This window comes from Reyranella sp. (genome assembly GCF_044224635.1).
Lineage (GTDB): Bacteria > Pseudomonadota > Alphaproteobacteria > Reyranellales > Reyranellaceae > Reyranella.
This window is the reverse complement of the sequence record NZ_JBGAKA010000008.1, coordinates 120,427-144,580: the sequence shown is the minus strand read 5'-3', so window position 1 is coordinate 144,580 and position 24,154 is coordinate 120,427. Positions and strand designations below refer to the sequence as shown.

21 protein-coding genes and 1 tRNA gene are annotated in these 24,154 nt (G+C 65.4%); 4 read left to right on the top strand and 18 right to left on the bottom strand.

Going from position 1 to position 24,154, the window contains the following annotated elements; genetic code table 11:
- Positions 1 to 36: 36 nt before the first annotated feature.
- From ACILR9_RS10250 to proS, 4 genes are read right to left on the bottom strand one after another with little or no spacing between them, the layout of a single operon-like run.
- Positions 37 to 717 (bottom strand): ABC transporter ATP-binding protein, encoded by a 681-nt coding sequence (locus ACILR9_RS10250; RefSeq protein WP_395709818.1) that lies wholly within the window; start codon positions 715 to 717, stop codon positions 37 to 39.
- Complete coding sequence (locus ACILR9_RS10245; RefSeq protein WP_395709817.1) at positions 710 to 1,969, bottom strand: FtsX-like permease family protein; 1,260 nt, start codon at positions 1,967 to 1,969, stop codon at positions 710 to 712. Before ACILR9_RS10245 ends, ACILR9_RS10250 begins: the two co-directional genes overlap by 8 nt.
- The gene (locus ACILR9_RS10240) at positions 1,962 to 3,275 is read right to left on the bottom strand and encodes an FtsX-like permease family protein (RefSeq protein ID WP_395709816.1); all 1,314 of its coding nucleotides are present in this window, start codon (positions 3,273 to 3,275) and stop codon (positions 1,962 to 1,964) included. Before ACILR9_RS10240 ends, ACILR9_RS10245 begins: the two co-directional genes overlap by 8 nt.
- 23 nt (positions 3,276 to 3,298) lie before the next feature.
- On the bottom strand, positions 3,299 to 4,612 hold the full coding sequence (gene proS / locus ACILR9_RS10235) for a proline--tRNA ligase (RefSeq protein ID WP_395709815.1): 1,314 nt from the start codon (positions 4,610 to 4,612) through the stop codon (positions 3,299 to 3,301).
- A 183-nt stretch (positions 4,613 to 4,795) separates the two neighbouring features.
- On the opposite strand from proS, the gene ACILR9_RS10230 reads away from it, so the two are divergent.
- Both ACILR9_RS10230 and ACILR9_RS10225 read left to right on the top strand, forming a co-directional pair.
- Positions 4,796 to 5,812 (top strand): hypothetical protein, encoded by a 1,017-nt coding sequence (locus ACILR9_RS10230; protein WP_395709814.1) that lies wholly within the window; start codon positions 4,796 to 4,798, stop codon positions 5,810 to 5,812.
- An 11-nt stretch (positions 5,813 to 5,823) separates the two neighbouring features.
- Positions 5,824 to 7,116: an NCS2 family permease gene (locus tag ACILR9_RS10225; RefSeq protein WP_395709813.1), complete on the top strand. Its 1,293-nt coding sequence runs from the start codon at positions 5,824 to 5,826 to the stop codon at positions 7,114 to 7,116.
- Between the two features lie 243 nt (positions 7,117 to 7,359).
- On the opposite strand, the gene ACILR9_RS10220 is transcribed toward ACILR9_RS10225, so the two are convergent.
- From ACILR9_RS10220 to ACILR9_RS10190, 7 genes are all read right to left on the bottom strand, one after another.
- A complete protein-coding gene (locus ACILR9_RS10220) occupies positions 7,360 to 8,874 on the bottom strand; it encodes an amidase (protein ID WP_395709812.1) in 1,515 nt (504 codons plus the stop codon).
- 203 nt (positions 8,875 to 9,077) lie between these two features.
- Positions 9,078 to 9,779: an ABC transporter ATP-binding protein gene (locus ACILR9_RS10215; RefSeq protein WP_395709811.1), complete on the bottom strand. Its 702-nt coding sequence runs from the start codon at positions 9,777 to 9,779 to the stop codon at positions 9,078 to 9,080.
- Positions 9,772 to 10,506 (bottom strand): ABC transporter ATP-binding protein, encoded by a 735-nt coding sequence (locus ACILR9_RS10210; RefSeq protein WP_395709810.1) that lies wholly within the window; start codon positions 10,504 to 10,506, stop codon positions 9,772 to 9,774. The genes ACILR9_RS10215 and ACILR9_RS10210 overlap by 8 nt, the downstream gene beginning before the upstream one ends.
- A gap of 6 nt (positions 10,507 to 10,512) precedes the next feature.
- Entirely contained in the window at positions 10,513 to 11,580 is a 1,068-nt protein-coding gene (locus tag ACILR9_RS10205; protein ID WP_395709809.1) for a branched-chain amino acid ABC transporter permease, read from the bottom strand.
- Positions 11,574 to 12,815, bottom strand: a complete 1,242-nt coding sequence (locus ACILR9_RS10200) for a substrate-binding protein (RefSeq protein ID WP_395709808.1) — start codon at positions 12,813 to 12,815, stop codon at positions 11,574 to 11,576. Before ACILR9_RS10200 ends, ACILR9_RS10205 begins: the two co-directional genes overlap by 7 nt.
- Before the next feature lie 2 nt (positions 12,816 to 12,817).
- A complete protein-coding gene (locus tag ACILR9_RS10195; RefSeq protein WP_395709807.1) occupies positions 12,818 to 13,675 on the bottom strand; it encodes a branched-chain amino acid ABC transporter permease in 858 nt (285 codons plus the stop codon).
- 810 nt (positions 13,676 to 14,485) lie between these two features.
- On the bottom strand, positions 14,486 to 15,625 hold the full coding sequence (locus tag ACILR9_RS10190) for a substrate-binding domain-containing protein (RefSeq protein WP_395709806.1): 1,140 nt from the start codon (positions 15,623 to 15,625) through the stop codon (positions 14,486 to 14,488).
- 171 nt (positions 15,626 to 15,796) lie between these two features.
- Between ACILR9_RS10190 and ACILR9_RS10185 the strand changes: the two genes are divergently transcribed.
- Positions 15,797 to 16,240, top strand: a complete 444-nt coding sequence (locus ACILR9_RS10185; RefSeq protein WP_395709805.1) for a MarR family winged helix-turn-helix transcriptional regulator — start codon at positions 15,797 to 15,799, stop codon at positions 16,238 to 16,240.
- A 295-nt stretch (positions 16,241 to 16,535) separates the two neighbouring features.
- Here the strand turns inward: ACILR9_RS10185 and ACILR9_RS10180 are convergent, their stop codons facing one another.
- On the bottom strand, positions 16,536 to 16,907 hold the full coding sequence (locus ACILR9_RS10180; protein ID WP_395709804.1) for a hypothetical protein: 372 nt from the start codon (positions 16,905 to 16,907) through the stop codon (positions 16,536 to 16,538).
- 174 nt (positions 16,908 to 17,081) lie between these two features.
- Positions 17,082 to 18,137, bottom strand: coding sequence for an ABC transporter substrate-binding protein (locus ACILR9_RS10175; RefSeq protein ID WP_395709803.1), 1,056 nt, complete (start codon positions 18,135 to 18,137; stop codon positions 17,082 to 17,084).
- A gap of 69 nt (positions 18,138 to 18,206) precedes the next feature.
- On the opposite strand from ACILR9_RS10175, the gene ACILR9_RS10170 reads away from it, so the two are divergent.
- The gene (locus ACILR9_RS10170; RefSeq protein WP_395709802.1) at positions 18,207 to 19,637 is read left to right on the top strand and encodes a winged helix-turn-helix domain-containing protein; all 1,431 of its coding nucleotides are present in this window, start codon (positions 18,207 to 18,209) and stop codon (positions 19,635 to 19,637) included.
- Positions 19,638 to 19,659: 22 nt separating this feature from the next.
- On the opposite strand, the gene ACILR9_RS10165 is transcribed toward ACILR9_RS10170, so the two are convergent.
- The 5 genes from ACILR9_RS10165 to mnmA all read right to left on the bottom strand — a co-directional run bounded on the left by ACILR9_RS10165 (position 19,660) and on the right by mnmA (position 24,060).
- Entirely contained in the window at positions 19,660 to 20,862 is a 1,203-nt protein-coding gene (locus tag ACILR9_RS10165; RefSeq protein ID WP_395709874.1) for an ISAzo13 family transposase, read from the bottom strand.
- A 361-nt stretch (positions 20,863 to 21,223) separates the two neighbouring features.
- Positions 21,224 to 21,300: transfer RNA gene (locus ACILR9_RS10160), tRNA-Met, on the bottom strand.
- A 190-nt stretch (positions 21,301 to 21,490) separates the two neighbouring features.
- Positions 21,491 to 22,498 carry a Bug family tripartite tricarboxylate transporter substrate binding protein gene (locus ACILR9_RS10155; RefSeq protein WP_395709801.1) on the bottom strand — a complete coding sequence of 336 codons (1,008 nt, stop codon included), beginning with the start codon at positions 22,496 to 22,498 and terminating at the stop codon, positions 21,491 to 21,493.
- 153 nt (positions 22,499 to 22,651) lie between these two features.
- The gene (locus ACILR9_RS10150; protein WP_395709800.1) at positions 22,652 to 23,011 is read right to left on the bottom strand and encodes a VOC family protein; all 360 of its coding nucleotides are present in this window, start codon (positions 23,009 to 23,011) and stop codon (positions 22,652 to 22,654) included.
- Positions 23,008 to 24,060, bottom strand: coding sequence for a tRNA 2-thiouridine(34) synthase MnmA (gene mnmA, locus ACILR9_RS10145; RefSeq protein WP_395709799.1), 1,053 nt, complete (start codon positions 24,058 to 24,060; stop codon positions 23,008 to 23,010). The genes ACILR9_RS10150 and mnmA overlap by 4 nt, the downstream gene beginning before the upstream one ends.
- Between the last annotated feature and the right edge of the window lie 94 nt (positions 24,061 to 24,154).

Below are 24,154 nucleotides of genomic sequence, written 5' to 3'. Positions count from 1 at the left end.
AGCACGTGCCATTCTTCGGCCCGTTCAGGTCATCAACTAGGCCAGCACACCGTCTTTCAATGTGACTGTCCGGTCCATGCGCGCGGCGAGTTCGGGATTGTGGGTGGCGATCAGGGCCGCCATGCCGGTCTCGCGCACCAGGGCGAGCAGCTGGCGGAACACGGCGTCAGCGGTTGCCCCATCGAGATTGCCGGTCGGCTCGTCGGCCAGCAGCACCCGCGGCGCGTTGGCGACGGCGCGAGCGATCGCCACGCGCTGCTGCTCGCCGCCCGACAGCCGGCCCGGCCGATGGTCGCCGCGCGCTTCGAGCTGGACCATCGCCAGCAACTCGGTGGCGCGTTGGCGCGCGGCGCGCCGCGTTTGGCCGTTCAGCATCTGCGGCAGCATCACGTTCTCCAGGGCGGAGAATTCCGGCAGCAGGTGGTGATATTGATAGACGAAGCCCAGGAAGCGGCGACGCAACTCGGTGCGCTCGCGATCGCTCGCCGTGCCGGCCGACCGACCGTCGACGACCACGTCGCCGCCGCTCGGCCGCTCCAGCAGCCCGGCGACGTGCAGCAGGGTCGACTTGCCGCTGCCCGACTGCCCGACCAGGGCGACGATCTCGCCGTGACGCAGCTCGAGCGAGATCCCGCGCAGCACGTCTAGGCGACGGTCGCCCTGCACGAAGGTACGCGTGATGCCGCCCAGGGACAGCAGCGACGTGGCATCATTCATGACGCAGCCCTTCGATCGGTTCGATCCTCGTGCTGCGCCAGGCAGGATAGGAGGCAGCCAGCAGCGACAGCACGATGGCGACGACGACGACCATCGCCACCTCCAATGCCTGCACCCGCACCGGCATCGACGTGATGAAATCGACCTCGGCCGAGCCACCACCCGCCGCCCCGGTGATCTGAGACAGCAAGGCGCCGATTGCCGGCATGTTGGCGCAGACCAGCAGGCCGAGCGCCGTGCCCACGGCGGTGCCGACCAGGCCGACCGCGGCGGCCGACATGAAGAACGCGCGAATGATGGTGCGTGGCGAGGCGCCCATGGTGCGCAGGATGGCGATGCTGCCGCGCTTCACCCGCACCAGCATGGTGAAGCTCGCCACCACGTTCATCGCCGCCACCACGACGATCAGGGTGAGGATGATGAACATCATGACGCGCTCGACCTGCAGCGCCCCCACGAACCGGGCATTGAGCCCGAGCCAGTGAGCGACTTTGAGGTCGTCGCGCCGCAGCGCCTTGCGGATCTCGTCGGCCATCCGGGGCGCCTGCGACGGATCGGCGATGTCGAGATCGATCGAGCTCACCGCCTCGTTGCCCAGCTCGAGGTCGTCCTGCAGCATCGCGAGCGGGACGAAGACCAAGGAGCTGTCAAACTCGAAGCGCCGCGTCAAGAAGCTGCCCAGCACGCTGTAGTCGGTGTAGCGCGGCGAGATCGTGCCGCTCTCGTTCAGCTTGTGGGTCACCAGGGTGATCTTGTCGCCCTGACCGAGATTGAGGACCGCGCGCAGGCGGTCGCCCATCACCACGCTAGGCTCGGTGCCGAAGCCGGCGAGGCCGCCCAGGACCATGCTGCGCGCCACGATCTCCCGCCCCCGCAGGTCCTCCGCCCGGATGCCGCGCAGCATCGCCCCTCGCGTCTGCCCCTGCGAGGCGATCAGCGCCTGACGCTCGAGCACCGGACGGACCGCAACCACGCCGGGGAATGTCCCGAGCCTGGCCAGCAGGTCGGGCGTCGCCTGCGCCATGCCATCGCGCGCTGTGATCACGATGTGACCGTTCATGCCGATGATGCGTCCGAGGAGCTGCTGGCGGAAGCCGCCCATGACCGACAGCACGACGATCAGGGTTGCGACGCCGAGCGCCACGCCGATCAGCGAGAAGATGGCGATGAAGGAGACGAAGCCTTCGCGTTGGCGGGTGGCGAGATAGCGCCACGCCAGCCAGCGTTCGACGGCCGGGGCAGACTCACTCACGGCGAAGCCCTTCGATCGGATCGAGGCGGGCGGCGCGCGCCGCCGGATAGAGCGAGGCGAGCAAGGCAAAGATCATCGCCATCGTGGCGATCACGGCCACCTCCGACCATTCGATGCGCGCCGGCAGCTCGGCCAGCAGGTACAGCGTCTCGTCGAACAGCACGATGTCGAAGGTGCGCTGCAGCCACTGGCGGATGGCCTCGATGTTGCGGGCGAAGGCCAGCCCGAGAATGACGCCTAGCGCCGTCCCCACGCCGCCGATCGCCAGGCCATCGATCAGGAAGACCCGCATTATGGTGGCCCGGGTCGCGCCCATGGTCCGCAGGATTGCGATGTCGGCCGCCTTGGTGCGTACCAGCATGACCAGGCTGGACACGATGTTGAAGGCAGCGACCAGCACGATCATGGTCAGCACCAGAAACATGACGTTGGTCTGAGCCTGGATGGCGGAAAAGAAGCCGAAATTGGCCTGCAGCCAGTCGAACACCCAGCCTTGTGAGCCGACAGCCGCCGACACCAGGCGGCGCGTCGCCATCAGCGGCACGCCGTCGCTCACGAACACCTCGATGCCGGTCACCTTGTTTCCGAGATCGAGCATGCGCTGCACGTCGGCGAGCGGCGCATAGACGAAGTTGGCGTCGTAGTCGTACATGCCGGCGCAGAAGACGGCGGCCACCCGCGCCGCCGCCGAGCGCGGCATGACGCCAAACGGGGTCACGACGGAGGCCGGCGAGACGAGCTGCACGACGTCGCCCACCTTGACGCCCAGCAGGTCGGCCAGTCGCCGGCCGATGACGACCGAGAACTCGTCGCCAAAGCCTTTGAGGGTGCCCCAGTCGAAGACCCTGTCCTCGTCGCCTCGGCACTGTGCCCGATAGCGATCGCGCAGGTCCGCCGGCCCATCGATGGCGGCGGCGAGCGGCGTGCGCGCCTTGAGATCCTGAGGCCGCATGCCGCGCAGCACGACGCCGCGCACGTGATTGCCGGCCACCGCCATGACCTGCCCCTCGGCCGCCGGCGTCGCCGCCAGGACACCCGGCACCGCCGCGATCCGGGTCAACAGGTCGCCCGACGTCTCGAGGCCGTTGGCGTTGCCCTGGACTCCGAGCTGGCCGCTCATGGCCGACATCTGGCGCAGCATCTCGACGCGAAAGCCGTTCATGACTGCCATCACGACGATCAGCGTGCCGACGCCCAGTGTGATGCCGACCAGCGAGAAGCCGGCGATCACCGAGATGAATCCCTCCTCGCGACGAGCGCGCAGATAGCGAAAGGCGATGAGGCGCTCGACGGCGGCGAACGGCATGGCGCCAACTATTCCTCCTCAGCTCACCCAAACCGCTGGGCGACCTGGTCGAACGCCACTTCCTCGCGGGCGCCGGTGCGCCGGTTCTTGAGCTCGGCCTTGCCGGCCGCCACGCCCTTGGGACCCACGATCACCTGCCACGGCGTGCCGATCAGGTCCATGTCCGCGAACTTGGCGCCCGGCCGCAGGTCGCGATCGTCGTGCAGCACGCTCACGCCGCGCGCGACAAGCTCGCCGTAGAGCTTTCCACAGACGCCGGAAACGGCGCCGTCGTCAGGCTTCAGGTCGACGATCGCGACCTTGAAGGGCGCCACCAACTCCGGCCATACGATGCCGGCCTCATCGTGGCTCGCCTCGATGATGCCGCCGACCAGGCGCGACACGCCGATGCCGTAGGACCCCATCTCGACCGTGATCTGCTCGCCGCCCGGACCGGCCACCACTGCCTTCATCGGCTCGGAATACCTCGTGCCGAAGTAGAAGATGTGGCCGACCTCGATGCCGCGCGCCGCCAGACGCTCGCCCTCGGGAATCTTCTCGAACGCCGCCTTGTCGTGCATCTCGTCGGTCGCCGCATAGAGCGAGGTCCACTCGTTCACGATCGGCTGCAGATCGGCCGAATAGTCGATCCGGCGGTTCAGGATGTCCTTGTCGACCAGGCCCTTGTGACAGAACACGGCGCTCTCGCCGGTGTCGGCCAGGATGATGAACTCGTGGCTGAGGTCGCCGCCGATCGGGCCGGTGTCGGCGCGCATCGGGATCGCCTTCAGCCCCATTCGGGCAAAGGTGCGCAGGTAGGCCACGAACATCTTGTTGTAGGAGTGCGTGGCGCCGGCCTTGTCGAGGTCGAAGGAGTAGTTGTCCTTCATCAGGAACTCGCGGCCGCGCATGACGCCGAAGCGCGGGCGCACCTCGTCGCGGAATTTCCACTGGATGTGGTAGAGATTCCTGGGAAGGTCGCGGTAGCTCTTCACGCCGTCGCGGAAGAGCGCGGTGATCATATCCTCGTTGGTCGGGCCGTAGAGCATCTCGCGGTCGTGCCGGTCCCGGATGCGCAACATCTCGGGGCCGTAGGCGTCGTAGCGGCCGCTCTCGCGCCACAGGTCGGCCGACTGGATGGTCGGCATCAGCACTTCCTGGGCGCCGGACGCATCCTGCTCCTCACGCACGATGCGCTCGATGTTCTTCAGTACGCGAAAGCCGAGCGGCAGCCAGGCATAGATGCCGGCGCTGGTCTGGCGGACCAGTCCGGCCCGCAGCATGAGGCGATGCGAGACGATCTGCGCCTCTGCCGGATTCTCCTTCATGGTCGGCAGGAAGTATTGGCTCATCCGCATCGGGGCTCGGTCCTGGCTCTGGAATGATTCGGGGGGGAATTGGCGGCGGACTGTAGGAAACGCCGTCCTCGATGGCAAACGCCGGGCCCGCAGGCCCGGATTGCCGAACCCCATCATCTTTGTGCTTGGGGTCTGCAACTCGGTCTGAGACACTGTCGCCGTGGCAATGAGGCTGGGGGAACAATGCTCAATCGGGTTTCGGTGGCCGCGACGGTCTGCGGCGCCGTGCTGTCGTGGTGTGCCAATGCGCAGGCGGACTATGCGTCGCGACTGACCGTCGGTAACTGGAACGGCGGCGTCTGGGTGGACAATGCCAGCAAGGAGTTCCGCAATTGCGGCCTTGCCGTGAAATTCGCCGGCGGCAGCGAGGTCACGGTTATCGTGCCGGCAAACCTCGCGCCGGTCGTCGTGATCATCGATCCGCGCATCAAGGCTACGCCGCAGCAGCGTTTCACCGTGCCGGTCAAGTGGGACCAGGGACCGGAGCTGCAGGCACCGGCGCTGGCGCTCAGCCCTACGATGGTGCAGATCGCCCTGCCGGCCTTCCCGGACAGTTACGACTCGACGCGCAAGGCGACCAAGTTCGCCACCGCGCTGCCGGGCCTCAACTCGAGCTTCGACATCACCGGCATGACGGCCGTGCTGCCGCGCCTGCTCGAATGCGCCCTCACCGAACGCGCCAAGATGACCCTGCCGCCCTCGGCGGCGCAGGAGACCCCGGCCGACCGCCACGAGGCGGCGATGGCCGGTCTGGCGCTGGCCGAAAAATCCGGCGTGGGAAACTACATCGTGTTTCCCGACAAGGAGCGGCCGCCGGGCTTCCAGGGTGCGCCCAGCGTATGGGGTCATGTCGGCGTTCCCGGACAGGGCGGACCTGCCAATGTGCTGATGAGCGCCTATTGGCATACGCCGGCTGCAGGGACGACCGTTGCCGAAGCCAAGACGGCGCTGCTGGAGCGTATCAAGTCGGTGATGAAGGATCCCAAGGCGCAGTACGGCGACCTGCCGCCGATCCCGGGCAGGCCCGACACGGTCGGCATCTACGCCATCGGCAACAACGTCTACGAAGAGTTCTATCTGGTGAAGCGCCGCAACGGCGGCTTCTTCCAGTTCACCAGCTCGACGCCCCTGCCCGGCCGCGCCGCCGCCGAAGCCACCGGAGCCCGCTACCGGGCAGCGATTGCCGCGATGTTCCCGTAGGGAGAGCCGGAATGCTGGAGCAGCTCTTCAAGCTGGGCGAACACAAGACCAACGTCCGCACCGAGGTCGTGGCCGGGATCACGACCTTCCTGACGATGGCCTACATCATCTTCGTCAATCCCGACATCCTCAAGGCTGCCGGCATGCCGTTTGGCGCCGTGTTCGCCGCGACCTGCGTGGCGGCCGCCATCGGCTGCTTCCTGATGGCGTTCCTGGCCAACTACCCGATCGCCCTGGCGCCCGGCATGGGCCTGAACGCATACTTCGCCTTCACTGTCGTCGGCGGCATGAAGTTCAGCTGGCAGGTGGCGCTGGGCTGCGTGTTCCTGTCGGGCGTCCTGTTCTTCATCATCAGCGTGCTGCCGATCCGCGAATGGATCGTCAATGCCATTCCCAAATCGCTGAAGATGGCGATTGCCGCGGGCATCGGCCTGTTCCTCGCCCTGATCGCGCTCAAGAATGCCGGGATCGTGGTCGATCATCCGGCCACGCTGGTTACCCACGGCGATCTCACCAGCTTTCCCGTGGTCATGGCGACGCTAGGCTTCGTGCTGATCGTGGCACTGGAGTACCGGAGGATCATGGGCGGGGTCATCATCGGCATCCTGGCGGTGACCATCATCGCCATCGCCGCCGGAAAGCAGAAGTTCGCCGGTATCTTCGACATGCCGCCGTCGATCGCTCCGGTGTTCCTGCAGATGGACCTCGCGGGCGCCCTTCATGTCGGGCTGCTCACCGTCGTCTTCGCGTTCCTGTTCGTCGACCTGTTCGACAACACCGGGACGCTGATCGCGCTCGCCCATCGCGGCGGCTTCATGCGGCCGGACGGCACGGTGCCGCGGCTTCACCGCGCCCTGATTGCCGACAGCGGTGCCGCCATGATCGGCGCCGCTGTCGGCACCTCGACGACGACCAGCTACATCGAGAGCGCTTCGGGCATAAACGCCGGCGGCAAGACCGGTCTTACGGCGGCGGTGGTGGGCATCCTGTTCATCCTGGCGCTGTTCGTGGCGCCGTTGGCCGGCTCCATTCCGTCCTACGCAACGGCTCCGGCCCTGCTCTATGTCGCCTGCCTGATGACGCGCGGCCTGACCGAAGTGGAATGGGACGACATCACGGAGGCGGCGCCGGCCGTGATCACGGCGCTTTCGATGCCCTTCACGTTCTCGATCGCCGAGGGCATTGCCTTCGGCTTCATTTCGTATGTCGGCATCAAGCTCGCCACTGCCCGCTTCAGCGACATTCACCCTGCGGTTGGCGTTCTCGCAGTGCTGTTTGTGATCAAGTACGTGGTCATTGGATAATCACATGCATCGCGCGGAAATATGCTTGTTGGTGGGCCCGCCGTTGTCACAATAATTGTTCTGCCGAAGGGCTGATCGTCGAAAGAAAAGGTCTTGGCAAGTCATGGCGTTCCGGCTAGAGAGCCTAGTGCTTAGGCGCGCAGCCTGAGTTTAGGGAGGAGAGCAGCACAAGCTGCCCGTGGCTGAGACGAGTTTCGGGGAAAGATGAAGCGGCGGGCATGGCCCGCCGTTTCTTTACCCAACTCACATTGCCTTCCAATCGCCCGATTGCTCGAAGGCGAACGCGGCCTTGTAGATCGTCGGCTCGTCGAAGTGCTTGCCGACCAGCATCAGCGACACCGGCAAGCCATCGGACATCCCGCAGGGAACGGCCATGGCCGGATGATGCGTGATGTCGAACGGCGCCGTATTGGAGATCATGTTCAACGCCCGCTCGACATAGAGCTCGCGCGGCGCATCGGCCGGCGGCAGCGCGGTCGCCTTGATCGGCGTGGTCGGCATCATCAGCAGGTCGTACTCGGCCAGGGCAGCGTCGTATGCGGCGGTCAGCAGGCGCGTCTGATTCATCGCCTTGCCATAGTAGCGGCTGCCGTAATAGCGCCGGATGTAGGTGCCGAACATGGTGAAAAGCTTGGTGGTCTCCGACATCTCGTTGGCGCGGGTGCGCCAGTTGCGATGGAAGTCCATCAGGCTGGTGACGTAGAGGTCGGGCCGGCTGACGCCATAGCCGTCGCCCCACATCATGGTCTGGGTCAGGCCTTCGACGCCGATCGGCATCCACAGCGCCGGCGCCAGCAAGTGCATGGGGATCGAGACTTCGCCCACGGTGGCGCCGAGGGACACGAACTGCTTGCCCGCTGCCTTGACCTTGTCGTTCACGTCGGTCTCGGCATTGGCCTGGGCGAAGCCCTCGGTCACGAGGCCGATCTTCATTCCCTTGATGTCGCCCTTGAGCGCCTGTGTATAAGGATGCGTCTTGACCGCGATCTGGCGCGAATCGTAGCCGTCGGGACCAGCCAGGACCTCGAGCAGCAAGGCGTTGTCCGACACGTTCGCCGTCATCGGGCCGGTGTGATCGACATAGATCTCGATCGGCATGATGCCGGTGTAGGGCACCAGCCCGTGCGTCGGCTTCATGCCGTAGGTGCCGCAGAATGACGATGGCATGCGGATCGAGCCGCCCTGGTCGCCGCCCAGCGCCATGTCGGCCTCACCCAGCGCTACAAGGACGGCGCTGCCCGAAGACGAGCCGCCAGCCGAGTAGCCCATCCTGTGGGGATTGTGCACCGGGCCGGTCGCGTTGGTGTGGCTGCCGCCGGACAGGCAGAAATTCTCGCAATGCGCCTTGCCGACGATCGTGCCGCCGGCATCCAGGATACGCTGCACTACTGTGGCGTCGATATCCGGCACGTAGCCTTCGAGCGTGGCCGCGCCGTTCATCATCGGCACGCCGGCCAGCATGATGTTGTCCTTCAGCACGACGGTCTTGCCCTTGAGCTTGCCGCGCGACGCGCCGTTGACCGTGGTCTTGACATACCAGGCATTGTGCTTGTTCTCGTCGGGCGGCGGGCGATAGCCCGGCGTGCGCGGATATTTCACCCGCGGCAGGTTGTCGGGCATGGCGTCGACGACGTTGTAGGCCGCCACGCTCGGCCGCATCAGGTCGATGAAGGACGCGACGTCGCGGTCGGTCAGCGATAGCCCCACTTCCGCCGCCACCTGGCGCAGTTGCTCCTCGGTCGGAACTTGAACAGCCATTCTCTCCTCCTCTTCCTGGTCTTGGCTTTCTTCTCATTCTCCTCCCCAGCTTCGCTGGGGAGGAGCCCCGTCACACGGGGCGGAGAGGTCATGAGCCACCATCAATGAGGCTCATGACCCCTCCGTCGCCGAAGACGGCGACACCTCCCCAGCGAAGCTGGGGAGGAGAATGATCGTCGCGTAACGCGCCAATGGCGACTCTCCTATGGCGCCAGGTGGCGCATGAGCTGCGGGTCGGTCTTGACCGATTGCGACGGTCCATCGAGGGCGATGTGGCCGCGGTCCATGACATAGGCATGCTGGGCGACCTCAAGTGCCAATTCGATGTGCTGCTCGACCAGGATCAGCGACATCTCGCGCGACAGCTGCTTCAGCCGGTCGGCGATCTCCTCGATCACCCCGACCCACACGCCTTCGGTCGGCTCGTCGAGCATCAGGAGCTTCGGCCGGCCGAGCAGCGCGCGGCCGATCGCCAGCATCTTGCGCTCGCCGCCCGACAGCGTGCCGGCGGTCTGGCCGAGGCGCTGCGCCAGCTTGGGAAAGAAATCGAGGACGTAGTCCAGGCCGGCGCGATCACGCTGACGGATCGCGCCCAGCATCAGGTTCTCGCGCACCGTGAGCTTGGCGAAGATGCCGTGCTCCTGCGGCACGTAGCCGATGCCGCGGCGCACCCGCCGCTCGGCCGGCTCGCCGTCGACCGCCTGCCCGTCGAGGCGGATCGTGCCCGCCATCGGCTTCAGCTCGCCGAACAGGGTCTTGAGCAAGGTCGACTTGCCGGCGCCGTTGCGACCCAGCACGGCAACGGCGCCGCGCGCCGGCGTGGCGATCGACACGCTGAACAGCACCTGGCTGCGACCATAGCCGGCGTTGAGGCCTTCGACCTGCAGGAGGGTTGCGTCAGACACGGGTCGTGAACACCTGCTGGACCTTGGGCGAGCGCTGGATCGTCTCGACGTCGCCCTGGTCGAGCACCTTGCCCTGGTCAAGCACCGTCAGTTGATCGCAGATGTCGCGGATGAAATGCAGGTCGTGCTCGACGATGATGAGGGTGCAATGCGCCTTGATCGGCTCGAGCAGGCGGCCGGTGGCGCGGCGCTCCTCCGGGCTCATGCCGCCGGTCGGCTCGTCGAGCAGCAGCAGCTTCGGTGAAAGCGCGAGCGCCATGGCGATCTCCAGCCATTGCTGCTGGCCGTGGCTCAGCTCGCCGGCCAGATCGTCGGCACGATCTATCAGCCGGAACCTCTCGAGCAGCGCGCCGATCTCGCCGTCGAGCCGGCGTCTCGACGATGACATCAGGAGCCTGGGCAGGCTTTCGCCGGACTGCCTCGCCAGCAGGACATTGTCGTAGACCGACAGCTCCGGCAGCACGGCGGTGATCTGGAACTTCAGGCTGAGGCCGGCCCGCGCCCGCTCGTAGGGCGTGGCCCGCGTGATGTCGCGGCCATCGAAGACGATGGTCCCGCGGTCGGCGAAATGATCACCGGCGATGGCCTTGAGCAGCGTGCTCTTGCCCGAGCCGTTGGGACCGATCAGGCCGTGGAAGGTGCCGGCCTGAACGTCGATATCGACGCCGTCGAGCGCCCGCAACGTGCGGAACGTCTTGCAGAGACCGCGCATCTCGAGCAGCGCCATGTCGCCCTACCCGCCGCGCCGGCGCCGGCCATAGGAGCCGATGCGTTCGCGATCGGACAGGAACAGGCCGAGGATGCCCTTGGGCTGGAACATCACCACGACCAGCAGGACCAGCCCGAGGATGACAGGCCAGATGGCCTTGATGGCGGCCTGGTCGGCCAGCACGTAGGTCAGGATCTCGACGACCGCGGTGCCCAGGATCGGCCCGATCAGGGTGCCGGAACCTCCGAACAGGCAATAGATGACGGCGGCGGTCGACAGGCCGGGCCCCATGTTGCCTGGCCCGATGAAGCCCTGGTGGTAGCTGTAGAGCGCGCCACCCAGGCCCGCGACCATGCCGGCGAGCGAGAAGACCAGCGCCTTGAAAAGCTGCACGCGATAACCGAAGAAAGCCAGACGCTCCTCGTTCTGACGCATGCCCGCCAACACCAGGCCGAGCTGGGACTGCTTCAGGAAACGGGCGCCGGCATAGACCAGCAGCAGGATGCCGAGCGCCAGCGCGTAGAACGCCGTCCCTTCGACGAACTCGTAGTCGCCGATCTTCAGGAGCTTCACGGCGGAGAGACCGTTGCCCGCCCCGACATATTGCCATCCTGAGACGAGGCGTTCGGCGGCGTACGACCCGGTGAGCGTGCCGAGCGCCACGAAGATGCTGGTGGGCGGTTTGCGGCCGAGCAGCAGGAAGGCCGCGAACAGCCCCGACAGCAGAAGGCCGACCAGCATGGCGAGCGGCAGCGTGCCCCAGAGCTCGCTGAAGCCGAGGTCGCGGCCGACCAGCGCAATGGCGTAGCCGGCGACGCCGAAGAACAGCGCCTGGCCGAAGCTCATGATGCCGGAAAGGCCCCAGCACAGGTCGAAGCTGATGGCGAGCAGCGACAGGATCAGCACGTTGGTGAGCAGCGTGATCAAGTCGGTCCGCTCGCCGAGCACGACCGGCGCCGCGAGCGCCAGCAGCAAGGTCACGCCTTCGACGACCGGCAGCACGCGGCGGAACGCGCGCGTGCGCTCCGCCGGCCGCCGCCTGTCGGCGCTGCCCTCTGCCGTCCCGAGTCCGGAGCCTGCTTCGCTCAGCATTCCTTCGGGTCGACCATCTTGTCGCTTTCGATGACGTCGTAGCGCGTCTTGCCGGCGTCGACTTTGCACTGCGCGATGTACATGTTCATCTTGCAGTGCATCTTGCCGGGCACCATCTCGGCACCGCCGCCCGGGCCCTGCTCTATCCTGGCCTTGTCCATCGCCGCCGAGACGGCCTCGCGCGAAAGATCGCCGTTGGTCGCCTTGACCGCGGCCTCGTAGAACTTGATGCCGCGGTACATGCCAGTCGCCGCCGAACCCGCGGTGAAGAGGTACTTGGTGTCGGGGAACTTCTTCATGTAGTCGACCTGAAGCTGCTTGCTGAACGGGTCGTTGATCGACTGGAAGTAGTCGAGGCAGCTATAGAGATTCTCCATCTCCTGTGCTGGATGATAGTTCAGCAGGTTCTCGTCGTAGTAGACGCAGCTCAGCACGCCGCCGTTCTTCTGGAAGCCCGACTCGTAGAGCTGCTTCACGAAGGGCTGCAGGCCCGGCGGGATCACGGTGTTGAACACGCAATCGACCTTGCCGTCGCGGATCTTGCCGATGGTCGCCGAGTATTCCGGCTGGTCGAGCGGATAGTACTCCTCGAACACGACCTTACCGCCGTTGGCCTCGATGACCTTGCGGGCATACTTGTTGAGCAGCTGCGGCCAGACATAGTTGGCCGACGGCATGGCGAAGCGCTTCTTGCCCAGCGTCTTGATGATGTAGGGGATCAGCTTGTCGCACTGCTGCGCCGGCGTCGGACCGGTGCAGTAGAGGAACTTGGTGCATTCCTGCCCTTCGTAGAGCTGCGGGTAGATGTAGAGCGTGCGGCCGCGATTGACGATCGGGTCCTTGATCGCCTGGCGCATCGCCGAGGTGATGCCGCCCAGCACGACATTGACCTTGCGGTCCTGGATCAGCTTGCGGACGTTGCCGACGGCGATCTTGGGATCGGATGCGGTGTCCTCGAGGAAAAGCTCGATGGGCCGGCCGCCGATGCCGCCCGCCTTGTTGATCTGCTCGACGGTGAACTGCGCGACCTGCCAGTTGGCGTTGCCCGACGGCGCGATGGCGCCGGTGATGTCGGTGGCAATGCCCATCTTGATCGGATCGGCAGCGAAGGCGCCCTTGGGCGCCAGCATCCAGCCGCCGCCTCCGGCGATCCAGCCAGCGGCGCCGAGTGCGCCTGCGCCGAGCAGGCGACGGCGGCCGAGCTGGTTGCGGTCTCGATTGATCTTCTCGCTCATGATCAGAGCCTCCCCTGTGTGATGAATCCCTGCGGACGAAACTTCACGATCGCCAGCGCGATGATGAACACCAGCGGATCGGCCAGCACCGGAATGACCAGCCACGGCAGGCCGGCGGCCATGCCGCCGACCGCCGCCGCGCCCAGCACGGGTCCCTCGAAAGTCCCGACTCCGCCCAGCATGACCGACAGAAAGGCCTGCACCAGGAAGCGCGTGCCGATGTCGGCGGAGAGCTGGTAGAGCGGCACGATCAGCGCGCCGGCCAGCCCGGCCAGGGCGGCGCCGAAGGCGAACGTGAAGGCGTAGAGCTTCGAGGTCGAGATGCCGCAGGCCCGCGCCAGGTTGGGGTTCTCGAGCGAGCCGCGGATCTGGAGGCCGACCGAGGTGCGGGACAGGAACAGCCAGGTGCCGGCGATGATGCAGATCGTCGTCAGCACGATCACTGTCCGCCAGGCCGAGAAGTCGACGCCCAGCAGCGTGAACACGCCGGGCAGCGGCTCGGAGATCGACTTGTAGTGGCCGCCCAGCAGGCCGCGCACGGTCTCGCGAATCACCAGCCCGACCGCATACGTCCCGAGCATGGCGATGATGGGCGCAGCATAGAAGCGGCGGATGACCAGGCGTTCGAGCACCAGCCCGATCAGCGCCAGCACGACCGGCGCCGCGATGATGCCGGCCCACGACGACAGGCCGCTGCTCTCGAAGAGATAGACCGTGTAGGCGCCGAGCAGCACGAACTCGCCGTGGGCGAAGTTGAAGATGCCCATCATGCTGGCGATGATTCCCAGCCCCAGCACGATCAGCACCATCACCGAGATGAAGGCGAGAAGGTCGAACGCGAGCTTGACTTCTATGCCCATGACCCCCCGCGCAAACGCCGGCAATCGCCGGCCGATTGAGATAGTTAAAACAGAAACATTTCTCGTTTCAATTAATTTCTGTTCGCAGCGAGAGATGGAGCGAGACGCATCCTCCCGACAAACTTCGCCGGGGCGGTGAATTCGCCGAGCTCGCGTGCAGCTCATTGCTGGGCGCGCGCCATAGCGCCAACTTTTCCCATCGACCTCGCCCTCTTCGCGGGTAGCGCGCCAACGTTGGCATGCCTCCAAGCACAATCCTCATCTCGAGAGGGGCGCTCCCAGCCATGATCTCCGCTCATTCGCCGCTCGCGGAGATTCACTCCCCCGATTCTTGCGTCCGTTGCGTCAGCGCGTCAGTCCTCCTGATTCTTCAATGACTTGGCACTGACGCAAGCCGCACTCGCCAGACCCGTCTTGCGTCAGTGCGTCAGTTCCTTGTTGCCGAACGCGACTGACGACCCACCCACGACACCATCGACTTGCGACAACATCCATCGGTCAGGCACACGACCCTGCCGAAGCGCATTGCGCATGCAGCCAATCGACGAGCAATCAAGTGCACGATCGATGGCTTCGCAACCCTCCTCCTCGCAAGTCGACGGCCCTGATAATTACAATCTCTCAGAGCTCGGCAAGCCCTCTTGGCCGAAAAGCCTCCTGATTCGGTCCTGGTGGCCGGCCTTGAAACGCTATCGAAAGAGCAGGTCATGCGCTGGGAGCGCGCCACTCCCGTGGCGCCTCTCCTGTGTGATCGACGATGATCGCGCCACGCGAGTGGCGCGGCCCTCAGCCCATACCGAGTGCCGTGCTCTAGAATCTCTCGAGGAGCCGGAAGTCGAAGCCCTCTGCCTCGGCAAGGTAGATCGGCATGTCGGCAGCGCGGCGATGCAGCCCGACCGATCCCCGCCCGCCGCAATAGGAAGCGCCGTCCGCCGCTGCGGCCAGGACCTTCACGTCCAGCGATCCGGCACGCCGCACCAGCGCGTCGAGAAAATACAGCCCCTCGTAGTTCGATTGCGCCGTTGCACCGGGCACCGGCGCGTGATCGCCGAAGGCGTCCCGGTAGGCACCGCGGAAGGCCTCGCCAGCAGCGCAGGACATATCGACGAAATAGCCGGAGGCGGCGAAAAGGTTCTCCGTCTTGTCCGCGCCGATCCCCAGCAGCACCGTCTCGTCGACACAGTTGCCGAGGCGAAGCATGCGCCGGGCCAACCCGTGCTCGGCGAACGACCGATTGAACAGGATGCCGTCGAGACCGATCAGCGAGATGAACACGACGTCCGGCTGCGCCGCCTCGATACGCGCCAGATAGGGGCTGTGGTCGCCCTCCCCGAGGGCGACGAAGTCTTCGCCGACCACGCGGCCACCCGCCTCGGCGATGTATTTCTTCACCGATCGGTGCGAGAGCCATGGCCAGACATAGTCGCTGCCAATCAGGTACCAGCGCTCCGCCCGCTTGCGCTCGGCCAGCCAGGCGATGGCCGGTCGGGCTTGGCGCGGCGGCGTCTCGCCGATCGCCAGCACGCCGGGGGTCCGCTCGCCGCCCTCGTAGATCGGCGTATAGATATAGGGCAGCCGGCTGGCGAACGTGTCTCTCAGTCCGACGCGAACGGCGCTGGTGTGCGCGCCGATCACCACGTCGGCGTCGCCGAACTCGACCAGGTCGCGTGCGTCTTGCCTCAGGCCGGCCAGAGGCGCGCCGGAATCGTATACCGAAAACTCGACCTCGCGGCCGAGGATGCCGCCGCGCGCATTGATCTCGGTGGCCGCCAGCACGGCGCTGTTCAGCGAGGACGGTCCCCAGATGCCGGCCGTGCCGCTCAGGGCGACGAAATGGGCGATTCGGAGCTTCGACCGGTCGCGCCGTTCCGGTCCGGGTGTGCGCCCATGCAAGAGCGTGTACGGAACGTCGCTTGGCATGCCCAGGAGGCTCGCAGACGAGCAATCCATGCTTTTCCTCCTCCCCGGCCCCCATCATGGGCCGGTTCCGTCCGCCCCGAAACGACGATCCTACCCCGCTCCCCCGACCGCACGGATGGAAAGTTGAACTTTCAATAGTTCACGGTCATATAGACCCGGCGTCTGTGTCGACTTAAGCCCCTCGCCGCCCGGGATCGCTTCGTGTCCGATTCGTCCTCTGCCGATTCACCGATCACCCTGCATCTCGCCTACCTGCTTGCCCAGGCCAACCGCGAGATAAACCGCCAGCTCGATGCCCGCCTGCGCTCGGAGGGCGTGCCGGTCGAGCAGTGGCGGATCCTCAAGCTCCTGTCGGACGGCAACGGCCGGTCGATGGGCGAGCTCGCCGAGACGGCCCTGCTCAATCATCCGACCCTCACCAAGACGATTGATCGCATGGTCGCCGACTCGCTGGTCTACCGCATCTCCGATCCCGCCGATCGGCGCAAGGTGCTGATCTTCTGCTCCGACCGCGGCAAGGCGCTGGCGCACAAGCTCGCCCCCCTGGCGCTCGACCAGGAAGCGCACATCGTCAACAGCTACGGCGACAAGGCGACGGCGCAGCTCAAGCGATTGCTGGAAACCCTGATCGAACGCGCCGGCTGACGGCAATCGCGCCTCCTCGCCCGCTTTGGCGGAATGCGAGGTTGGCATGCATGTTCCGGACCAAGGTCACCTACCCTGCTCCGGCTTGGCAAGCGGGGCGGAACTGGGCGGCACCGCTCAAAGGCGCTAACTCAACTCGGCTTTGGCCAAGGAGCACGTCATGCGCTGGGAGCGCACCACTGCGGGCAGAGTAACCTCCGCCCTGACGTGGCGCTCATAGGATGCGTCGACAAGAAAAGCGCCACAGGAGTGGCGCGCTCCCACCGAAGATGACCCGCCAGCCGCGTGTCGGTCCTCAGCACGACGGTGCTCTGCGGGTACGGTAGCCGTCGTAGTACTGGCTGCCGCAGACGACCTGCTGCTGAACGACATCGTCACGATACCCGTTCTGGCCGCGGTTCGTCACGGTCACCGTGGTATAGCGACGGCCGTCAGTCTGGTTGTACCAGCCGTGACTCCCCGGCTGATTGCCGTAGTTGTAGCTCGGCGCAGGCTGCCCATAGCCATACCGTGGAGCAGGTGGGGGATTGTTGTAGTACGGGTTGCCGTAGCCCGTCGCTGCCGGCTGATAGTAGCCGCTCGGTGCGCCGTAGCCGTCGTCTTGGCATGCCGCCCCTGTCATGCCGATGCCCGCAACGAGCATCGCCCTCAGAAAGAGCCTCAACATCTCTGTTCCTCCCGGCCAGGATACTTGAACGCTCGTAGTACTCGGGCATTCTGTCCCCTTGAAGACGAGATAACGTTCCGGGGATAGAATAGGTTCCTGTCACAGCTTTGACGCAGCCGGGCTTGGAAGAAGGCCCCGGGCGGCACTGTCGACGTGCAGCTAGCCGACACCGCCTCACTCGATCAGCCGGTCGGCGGGCTTCAGGATCTCTTCGGGAACAGCCAGTCCAAGCGCACGCGCCGTCTTGAGATTGACGACTAGCTCACGCCGCGAAACGGTCTCGACCGGCAGCTCCCCAGGCTTGGCACCCTTGAGGATCTTGTCGACAAGGCTCGGCATGCGCGGCCAGGTGTCGGTCACCGTCGTGCCGTAGGTGATCAAGCCGCCGGTGCCAGACTGTCCGCCCGGGAATACGGTCGGCAGGTGCCGCGCCGTCGCGAGGTCCGCCACCAGCTTGCCGTCGCGAAGCGGCATCGGAACCTCCAGGACCAGAAGCGCTTCTGCACCGTCCTTCTTCATGGCGTCGAGGGTGGCGGCATAGTCGGGTGACAGCCCTCCGGCGACCTTGCGGACGAGCGGCTCGACGCCGAGCTTCCGGGCTGCAACAGCATTTGCGCGGTCAATGGGAGCCAAGCCGCTGGGATCAGCGCCAGGGATGGTGTCGTCGCTCAGGATGCCCAGGCGCGTGATCTTCGGGAATGCGCTTCGAATCAATGCGACTTGGCGTTCAGCCTGCTCCGGATCGAGGCTCGTGAGGCCGGTGGCATTGCCGCCCGGCCGGTCCATGCTGGCAACGAGGCCGAGAGCAAGGGGATCGGTCACGATCGAGAACACGATGGGGATGGTGGATGTGGCATCCATCGCTGCCCGCGTCGCTGGCCCTCCGAGCGTCATGATGACATCGACGCCGATTCGGACGAGTTCAGCCACAAGACCGGGATGGCGACCGAGGTCCCCTTCCGCAAAACGGGGCTCGATGGTGAAGCTTTGCCCTTCCACATACCCAAGCTTGAGGAAATCCCGCCGGAATGCGTCGACGACAGGACCTGGTCGGCCATTGATCAGAATGCCGACCTTCGAGGATCGCGATGCCCGCTGCGCTTTGACGGTCGAACCTGAAGCGCAAAATGAGCATGTCCAGAAGGCGAATTGGCGTCGGTTCATCGGTCGGCTCCTGTGGCGGACGCGGCCGACCATAGGCGCTTCCAGAACGTCCAGCTTCACCGCCACCTCACTTTTCCTCACCGTCACCAACTTCAGCCCGTGGTAGTTTCACCGCTCCAATCGGCGAGTGGTGCCGTGCGCTATCGCTTCGAAGACTATGTCCTGGATACGGATCGGCAAGAGCTTCGTCGTAACGGTCTGATCGTGCCGGCGACGCCCCAAGTCGTCGAACTTCTCGCCTTTCTGGTCCGGCACCATGGCCGGATTGTCACCAAGGATCAGCTGGTTGCCACGGTCTGGGAAGGACGGTCGATCGGCGACTCCGCTCTCACCACGCGCCTCAACATTCTGCGCAGTGCCATCGGGGACAGCGGGCATCAGCAGCGCCTGATCAAGACGCTGCCGCGCAAGGGCCTCAGCTTTGTCGGTGAGGTCCACAAAGAGCAGACGGCATCTCATCTGGATGGCGTCTTGCCACGAGACCTTCCATCGATTGCCGTTCTTCCGTTTGCGAATCTATCGGGCGACCCGTCTCAGGACTTCTTCGGCGATGTGATCGCGGAGGAAGTGCTGACGGCACTGGCTCGACTGCGCTGGTTGTTGGTCATTGCGCGAAATTCGAGCTTCAGGTTCAGAGGCACGGCATTCGACATTCGCGAGGTCGGCCGCCAGCTCGACGTGCGCTACATCCTGGAAGGCAGCGCACGACACGCCAACGGCCGCTTTCGGGTCGCGTGCCGCCTCGTCGAGACGCAGTCCGCGCTCCAAGTCTGGTCGTCGCGATATGAGCTGGGAATGAACGACGTCTTCCGTCTTCAAGACGAGGTCACCGACGCGATCCTGACGGAGCTTGCGCCGGCAATTCTCGACGCCGAGCGCAAGCGGGTCGCCCGCCGGGCGCCCGACACGCTGACAGCCTGGGAATCCTATCAGCGCGGCGTGGCGCAGATGCTTAAGCAGTCTGCCGAAGACAACCTTTCAGCCAGGCAGCTCTTCCAGCAGGCGGTCAGTCTAGAGCCGCTCTGTTCACAAGGTTATGACGGGCTCGCCTGGACGCATTTGATCGAGGCGAGTGCCTTCAGTCGCATCTCGATCGAGGAGGGATGCCAGCGGAGCGAGCCGCTGGCACGCATCGCTCTCGAACTCGATCCCGACAATTCCGGGGCACGTGCACGCCTCGCGCTCACCCATCACCTGCGCGGCGAGAGTCGAGCAGCGCTCGAAGAAGCGGAGCGCGCGCTGAGTGCCAGCCCCAATTGCGCCGACGCGTTCGGCGCGCGGGGAACAACCCTCGTGTTCTCCGGTGAGTATGCTGCGGGACGCGCCTCTCTGGAGAGATTCTTGCGGTTGAGCCCCCGCGATCCCGCGCGCCCCATCAGGCTATCCCAGATCGCCGCGTCCTTCTATTTGGAGAAAGACTACGAAAACGCGGAGCGAATTGCCCGGCAGGCGATACGGGAACACCCGACCGTACCAATGGCGTACCGCTGGCTGGCTGCTTCGCTCGGCCAACTGGGATGCTTTGCGGAGGGCACCCGTGTCGTCGACACCCTACGACACACTTAGGGACTGTCACGAAATAAGTGCTTCATTTCGCGGAGTCACTGGGAGGCCGCCGTGGGACGAAGGTGTAGTTCCATTCAGGATGAAAAGCGTCGTATCTGATCTTGAGATTTGCGATCTCGCAGTCGGAGACCTTGGCTCCCTTGGGATATTGGGAGCCGTCGATGGCAGAGGCGATGTTGAGACCCGAGGTGGTCTTGGTGGCGGCGATGAGCTGGACGATGACCTTGTGAGTGAGCAAGGGCTTGCCCCTCCAGTTCTGGCTGATGAAGGCGAACATACGATGCTCGATGCGGTTCCATTTGCTGGTGCCGGGCGGGTGATGAGCGACCGAGATCGTCAGCGCGGTCTGGTCGGCGAGCTTCTGCAGCTCGACCTTCCATAGCCTGACGCGCGCACCATTGCTGCCGCCGCAATCGGCGGTGATCAGCAGGCGCGTGGCGGCGGGATAGCGCTTGCGACCCATGCACTGCCACCAGCGCCGGATGCTCTCGACGGCGAAGGCGGCGGTGTCGTGATCGACCCCGACACTGACCCAGCCTTCATTGGCGGCAATGTCGTAGACCCCATAGGGGATGGCTCTGCCCTTGCCGGGAATGACGAAGTCGTGGACGCGGACCGCCTCGGGCCGGCCCTTGCGCCGCAACTCGCGACCGTTGTTCTTGAAATCGCCGACCAGCTCTTTCTTCTTGGTGTCGACCGAGATGGCCGGCTGTTTGCCACGTCGAAAGCGCTCGATGGCATCGTTGATGTGCTGGAACTGCTCGTCGCGATCGGGATGCTGGCTGCCTTCACGGGTCTTGGCGTTGGCTTGCAGGCTGAAGCCGAGGTCGTTGAGCAGGCGGCTGACCAGGCTGCGGCTGGCGCGATATCCTTGCTCGGCGAGCGCCGCCGACAGATGCCGGTGGCTGCGGCTGACCCACAGCAGGTCGGCCTGCGGATCACCGCGCGTGGCCGACGCCACCAGGCGCAGCAAGGCTTTGCGTAAGCCAGGTTGTTCGACGCTTGCTGCTTTACGCCCACCGCCACTACGACGGATCAGGCCGTGAGGCCATTCCGCCGCTTCCCTGTCGAGGTCCTTCAGGCCTCGTCCAATCGTGCTGCGTGCGATGCCAGTAAGCTGCGACACCAAGGCGATGCCGCCCCGCCCGGCGGCGCGCGCCTCACTCGCAGCAAACAGCCGCAGTCCTCGCTCATCGAGATGGCCAGCCACGGCCTCGTAGCGCATACGAATGGCGTCAGCGTCGATCACGCCCTACAAGATATCGCATTGCTCGCCGACCTGACTTATTTTAGTTGATTCGTTAAATGCGTTGTTCAACCCGTTTCGATTCGATTATTTCGTGACAGGCCCTTACGCGTCTTCGCTCGCGTCGTACGTCAGTCGACCGCCGAGGTACTTCCCGCCGGAGGATCATCAGCACATGATGGAAGGGTTGGCGAAATCCGGATGGCGGTGAGGCACATCCCGGGCGGCCCGTTCTCTCGCGAGTTCCTGCCCGACTGCGTGAACAGCCCACGAGGCTGTTTCAGGCCCTCACCTGAGGGTCTGAAATTGACCCTTTGGAATCACTAACGGAAATACCCCATGGTAGCTGGGGGCGGACTTGAACCGCCGACCCCGGCATTATGAGTGCCGTGCTCTAACCAGCTGAGCTACCCAGCCATGGGTGGGGGCTATTAAGCGGCGGGGCCCCGACCTGTCAAGGAACAGCAGGCGACCCGAGTCGAACGATTGTCGGTGGACCGCCCACGCATTCGCTGGGAAGCCAGAAAAATCCAAGTTTGCCGCGGACGATCGGCATCCTCGACGGGCGCAAGCTCGATCGCGACTTCGCACCGCTCGAATTCTGCAGTCACTCCGGCTTGATTCCGGCTTCCATGACGATCCGGTCGCTCTTCGCCACCTCTTCCAGGACGAATTGCCGGAACCGCTCCGGTGTCGACCCTACCGGAACAGCGCCCTGGTCGCGCAGCGCGGCCTGCACTTCGTTGGCCGCCAAGGCGGTCGACAAGGCAGCCCGAAGGCGCGCGATGACGTCCTGGGGCGTTCCCTTGGGAGCGGCAACGCCCACCCAGGTATTGAATTCGTATCCGGGAAACCCGAGCTCGACGATCGTCGGCACGTCGGGCAAGGCCTCCGATCGCGTGGCCGACGTCACCGCCAGCGCGCGGAGCTTGCCCGACCGGACGAGCGGCACGGCCGGCGGCACGCTGCTCACGGCCATGTCGAGATGTCCGCCGACCGCATCCTGCACCAACGGTCCCGATCCCTTGTATGGGATGTGGAGCAGCTTCACCTTGGCCATCGTCGACAGCAGTTCGGCGGCCAAGTGCTGCAGGCTGCCGCTGCCGATCGAGCCGTAGCCGATCGTATCGGGCTTCGCCCGCGCCACCTCGACCAGGTCGCGAAGCGACTGCGACCGCGAGGCCGGCGCCACGAAAACCAGCGGGAAGGTCGCGATCAGGCTCACCGGCTCGAAGTCGGTGCGCGGGTCGTAGGGCATGTTCTTGAACAGACTGGCATTGATCGCCATCTCGCTCGCCGCACCGAACAGAATCGTGTAGCCGTCCGGCACGCTCTTCGCGACGCTTGCCGCGCCAATCATGCCGGTGGCGCCGGGCTTGTTGTCGATGACGACCGATTGTCCCAGATTCTCCGAAAGCTGCTGGGCCATGGCGCGACCGGTGATGTCGGTCCCGCCGCCGGGCGGGTACGGAATGACCAATCTTATCGGTTTGCTCGGATAGGGATCCTGGCGCGCCCGTGCGATCGAAGGCACGACCTGGGTGCCGAGGAAAAGTGCCGCGAGACGCAGATAGTCGCGTCGCAAGGCGATGTGCTTGGGTTTATCATGGTCCATGACGGCCTTATTCAGGCTGGCCGTTACCCTACGATGACGGACGCCGGATGAATCCCCCCCGCCCGAGACGCGACTGCCCGTCGCGGGATCATGGATCACGCAGCTCTGGCCTGGAGACATACCGATCTTCGGTTCGGCGACGTGCCCGGAAGGCTATTTGTCCTGCATCGTGCGGGCATCCCACAATCGCACCAGATAGCCGTCCGGGTCGGCCAGCTCGGCACCGTACCCCCAGAAGGTCTTCTGCGGGCCATGGGCGAACCGGACGCCGCGGGCCGTCCATTCCTCGAACGTGGCGTCGACGTTGTCGACCTGGAACCACAAGGCCAGGCCGTTCGACGCCGCCTGCCCGCCCTCCGTCAGGAAAATGGCGAAGCCTTCCTTGTCTCGAAGGGCCACGGTACGCCTGTCGGGCACCTCGAACTCGACTGCCAGCCCCAGCGTCTCGCTGTACCAGGCGCGCGAACGCGCCAGGTCGCTCACCGGCAGGTTGAGATGATCGAGCTTCATCATCGGAAGCGCCGTATGAAGCCACCGCCCAGCAAGCGGCTGCCATGTCGAGCGTCGTAGGCGACACAGGCCTGCCCCGGCGAAACGCCGACCTCGGGCTCGGCGAAACGGACGATGGCTTCGCCGCCGTCGGCCGGTTCGATGGTTGCGGGACGCAAGGCCTGGCTCGATCGCACGCGCACCTGGATCGGCAGGACGACCACACGGCGCGTCTCCGGCTCGAGCCGCACGACATAAAGCGGCTCGTTGTCGGTGCCGCTGCGATCACCAAGCGCCAGGCCACGGCGCTGCCCTACGGTGAAATGCACGACGCCATCGTGCCGGCCGACCACCCTGCCCTCGCGATCGACAATCTCGCCCGGCTCGACCGCCTCCGGCCGGAGCTTCTGCACCACGGCGGCATAGTCGCCATTGGGCACGAAGCAGATGTCCTGGCTGTCGGCCTTGTCGGCGACCGTAAGGTCAAAGCGCTGCGCCAGCGCGCGCGTCTCGGTCTTGGGCAGATCCCCGAGAGGAAAGCGCAGGAACTCCAGCTGCTCGCGCGTGGTGCCGAACAGGAAGTAGCTCTGGTCGCGCAATGGGTCGGCGCCGCGATGGAGCTCGGCGCCGTCGGCGCCCTCGACGCGCCGGACATAGTGGCCGGTCGCCAGCGCCTCGGCGCCAAGCTCGCGGGCAGTGCTCAGCAGATCGCGGAACTTCACCGTCCTGTTGCAGGCGATGCAGGGGACCGGCGTCTCGCCACGGGCATAGGAATCGGCGAACGCATCCATCACATCGGCGCGGAAGCGACTCTCGTAGTCCAGCACGTAATGGGGAATGGACAGCCGCTCGGCGACCTGGCGGGCATCGGCGATATCCTGGCCGGCGCAGCAGGCGCCGGTCTTTCCGACAGCGATGCCGTGGTCATAGAGCTGCAGAGTGATGCCGACCACGTCGTAGCCCTGCTCCTTCAGGAGGGCCGCGGTCACCGACGAATCGACGCCGCCCGACATCGCCACGACGACGCGCGTGTCGGCGGGCGGCTTGTCGAGCCCGAGGAAATTCCTGGCCATGGCCGTGCCTATATAGGCTCGGACGCGAGACGGCGCACCCCCACCCGTTGGCGGCGCGCAGACGAGGAGAGGTCCCTCGCTGCGCTCAGTATGA

What these genes read in the sequence shown, in the direction of transcription:
- ACILR9_RS10250 (WP_395709818.1), bottom strand. Translation starts at nt 717, where the DNA reads ATGAATGATGCCACGTCGCTGCTGTCCCTGGGCGGCATCACGCGTACC.
- ACILR9_RS10240 (WP_395709816.1), bottom strand. Translation starts at nt 3,275, where the DNA reads ATGCCGTTCGCCGCCGTCGAGCGCCTCATCGCCTTTCGCTATCTGCGC.
- proS (WP_395709815.1), bottom strand. Translation starts at nt 4,612, where the DNA reads ATGCGGATGAGCCAATACTTCCTGCCGACCATGAAGGAGAATCCGGCA.
- ACILR9_RS10230 (WP_395709814.1), top strand. Translation starts at nt 4,796, where the DNA reads ATGCTCAATCGGGTTTCGGTGGCCGCGACGGTCTGCGGCGCCGTGCTG.
- ACILR9_RS10225 (WP_395709813.1), top strand. Translation starts at nt 5,824, where the DNA reads ATGCTGGAGCAGCTCTTCAAGCTGGGCGAACACAAGACCAACGTCCGC.
- ACILR9_RS10220 (WP_395709812.1), bottom strand. Translation starts at nt 8,874, where the DNA reads ATGGCTGTTCAAGTTCCGACCGAGGAGCAACTGCGCCAGGTGGCGGCG.
- ACILR9_RS10210 (WP_395709810.1), bottom strand. Translation starts at nt 10,506, where the DNA reads ATGGCGCTGCTCGAGATGCGCGGTCTCTGCAAGACGTTCCGCACGTTG.
- ACILR9_RS10205 (WP_395709809.1), bottom strand. Translation starts at nt 11,580, where the DNA reads ATGCTGAGCGAAGCAGGCTCCGGACTCGGGACGGCAGAGGGCAGCGCC.
- ACILR9_RS10200 (WP_395709808.1), bottom strand. Translation starts at nt 12,815, where the DNA reads ATGAGCGAGAAGATCAATCGAGACCGCAACCAGCTCGGCCGCCGTCGC.
- ACILR9_RS10195 (WP_395709807.1), bottom strand. Translation starts at nt 13,675, where the DNA reads ATGGGCATAGAAGTCAAGCTCGCGTTCGACCTTCTCGCCTTCATCTCG.
- ACILR9_RS10190 (WP_395709806.1), bottom strand. Translation starts at nt 15,625, where the DNA reads ATGGATTGCTCGTCTGCGAGCCTCCTGGGCATGCCAAGCGACGTTCCG.
- ACILR9_RS10180 (WP_395709804.1), bottom strand. Translation starts at nt 16,907, where the DNA reads ATGTTGAGGCTCTTTCTGAGGGCGATGCTCGTTGCGGGCATCGGCATG.
- ACILR9_RS10165 (WP_395709874.1), bottom strand. Translation starts at nt 20,862, where the DNA reads ATGCGCTACGAGGCCGTGGCTGGCCATCTCGATGAGCGAGGACTGCGG.
- ACILR9_RS10155 (WP_395709801.1), bottom strand. Translation starts at nt 22,498, where the DNA reads ATGGACCATGATAAACCCAAGCACATCGCCTTGCGACGCGACTATCTG.
- ACILR9_RS10150 (WP_395709800.1), bottom strand. Translation starts at nt 23,011, where the DNA reads ATGATGAAGCTCGATCATCTCAACCTGCCGGTGAGCGACCTGGCGCGT.
- mnmA (WP_395709799.1), bottom strand. Translation starts at nt 24,060, where the DNA reads ATGGCCAGGAATTTCCTCGGGCTCGACAAGCCGCCCGCCGACACGCGC.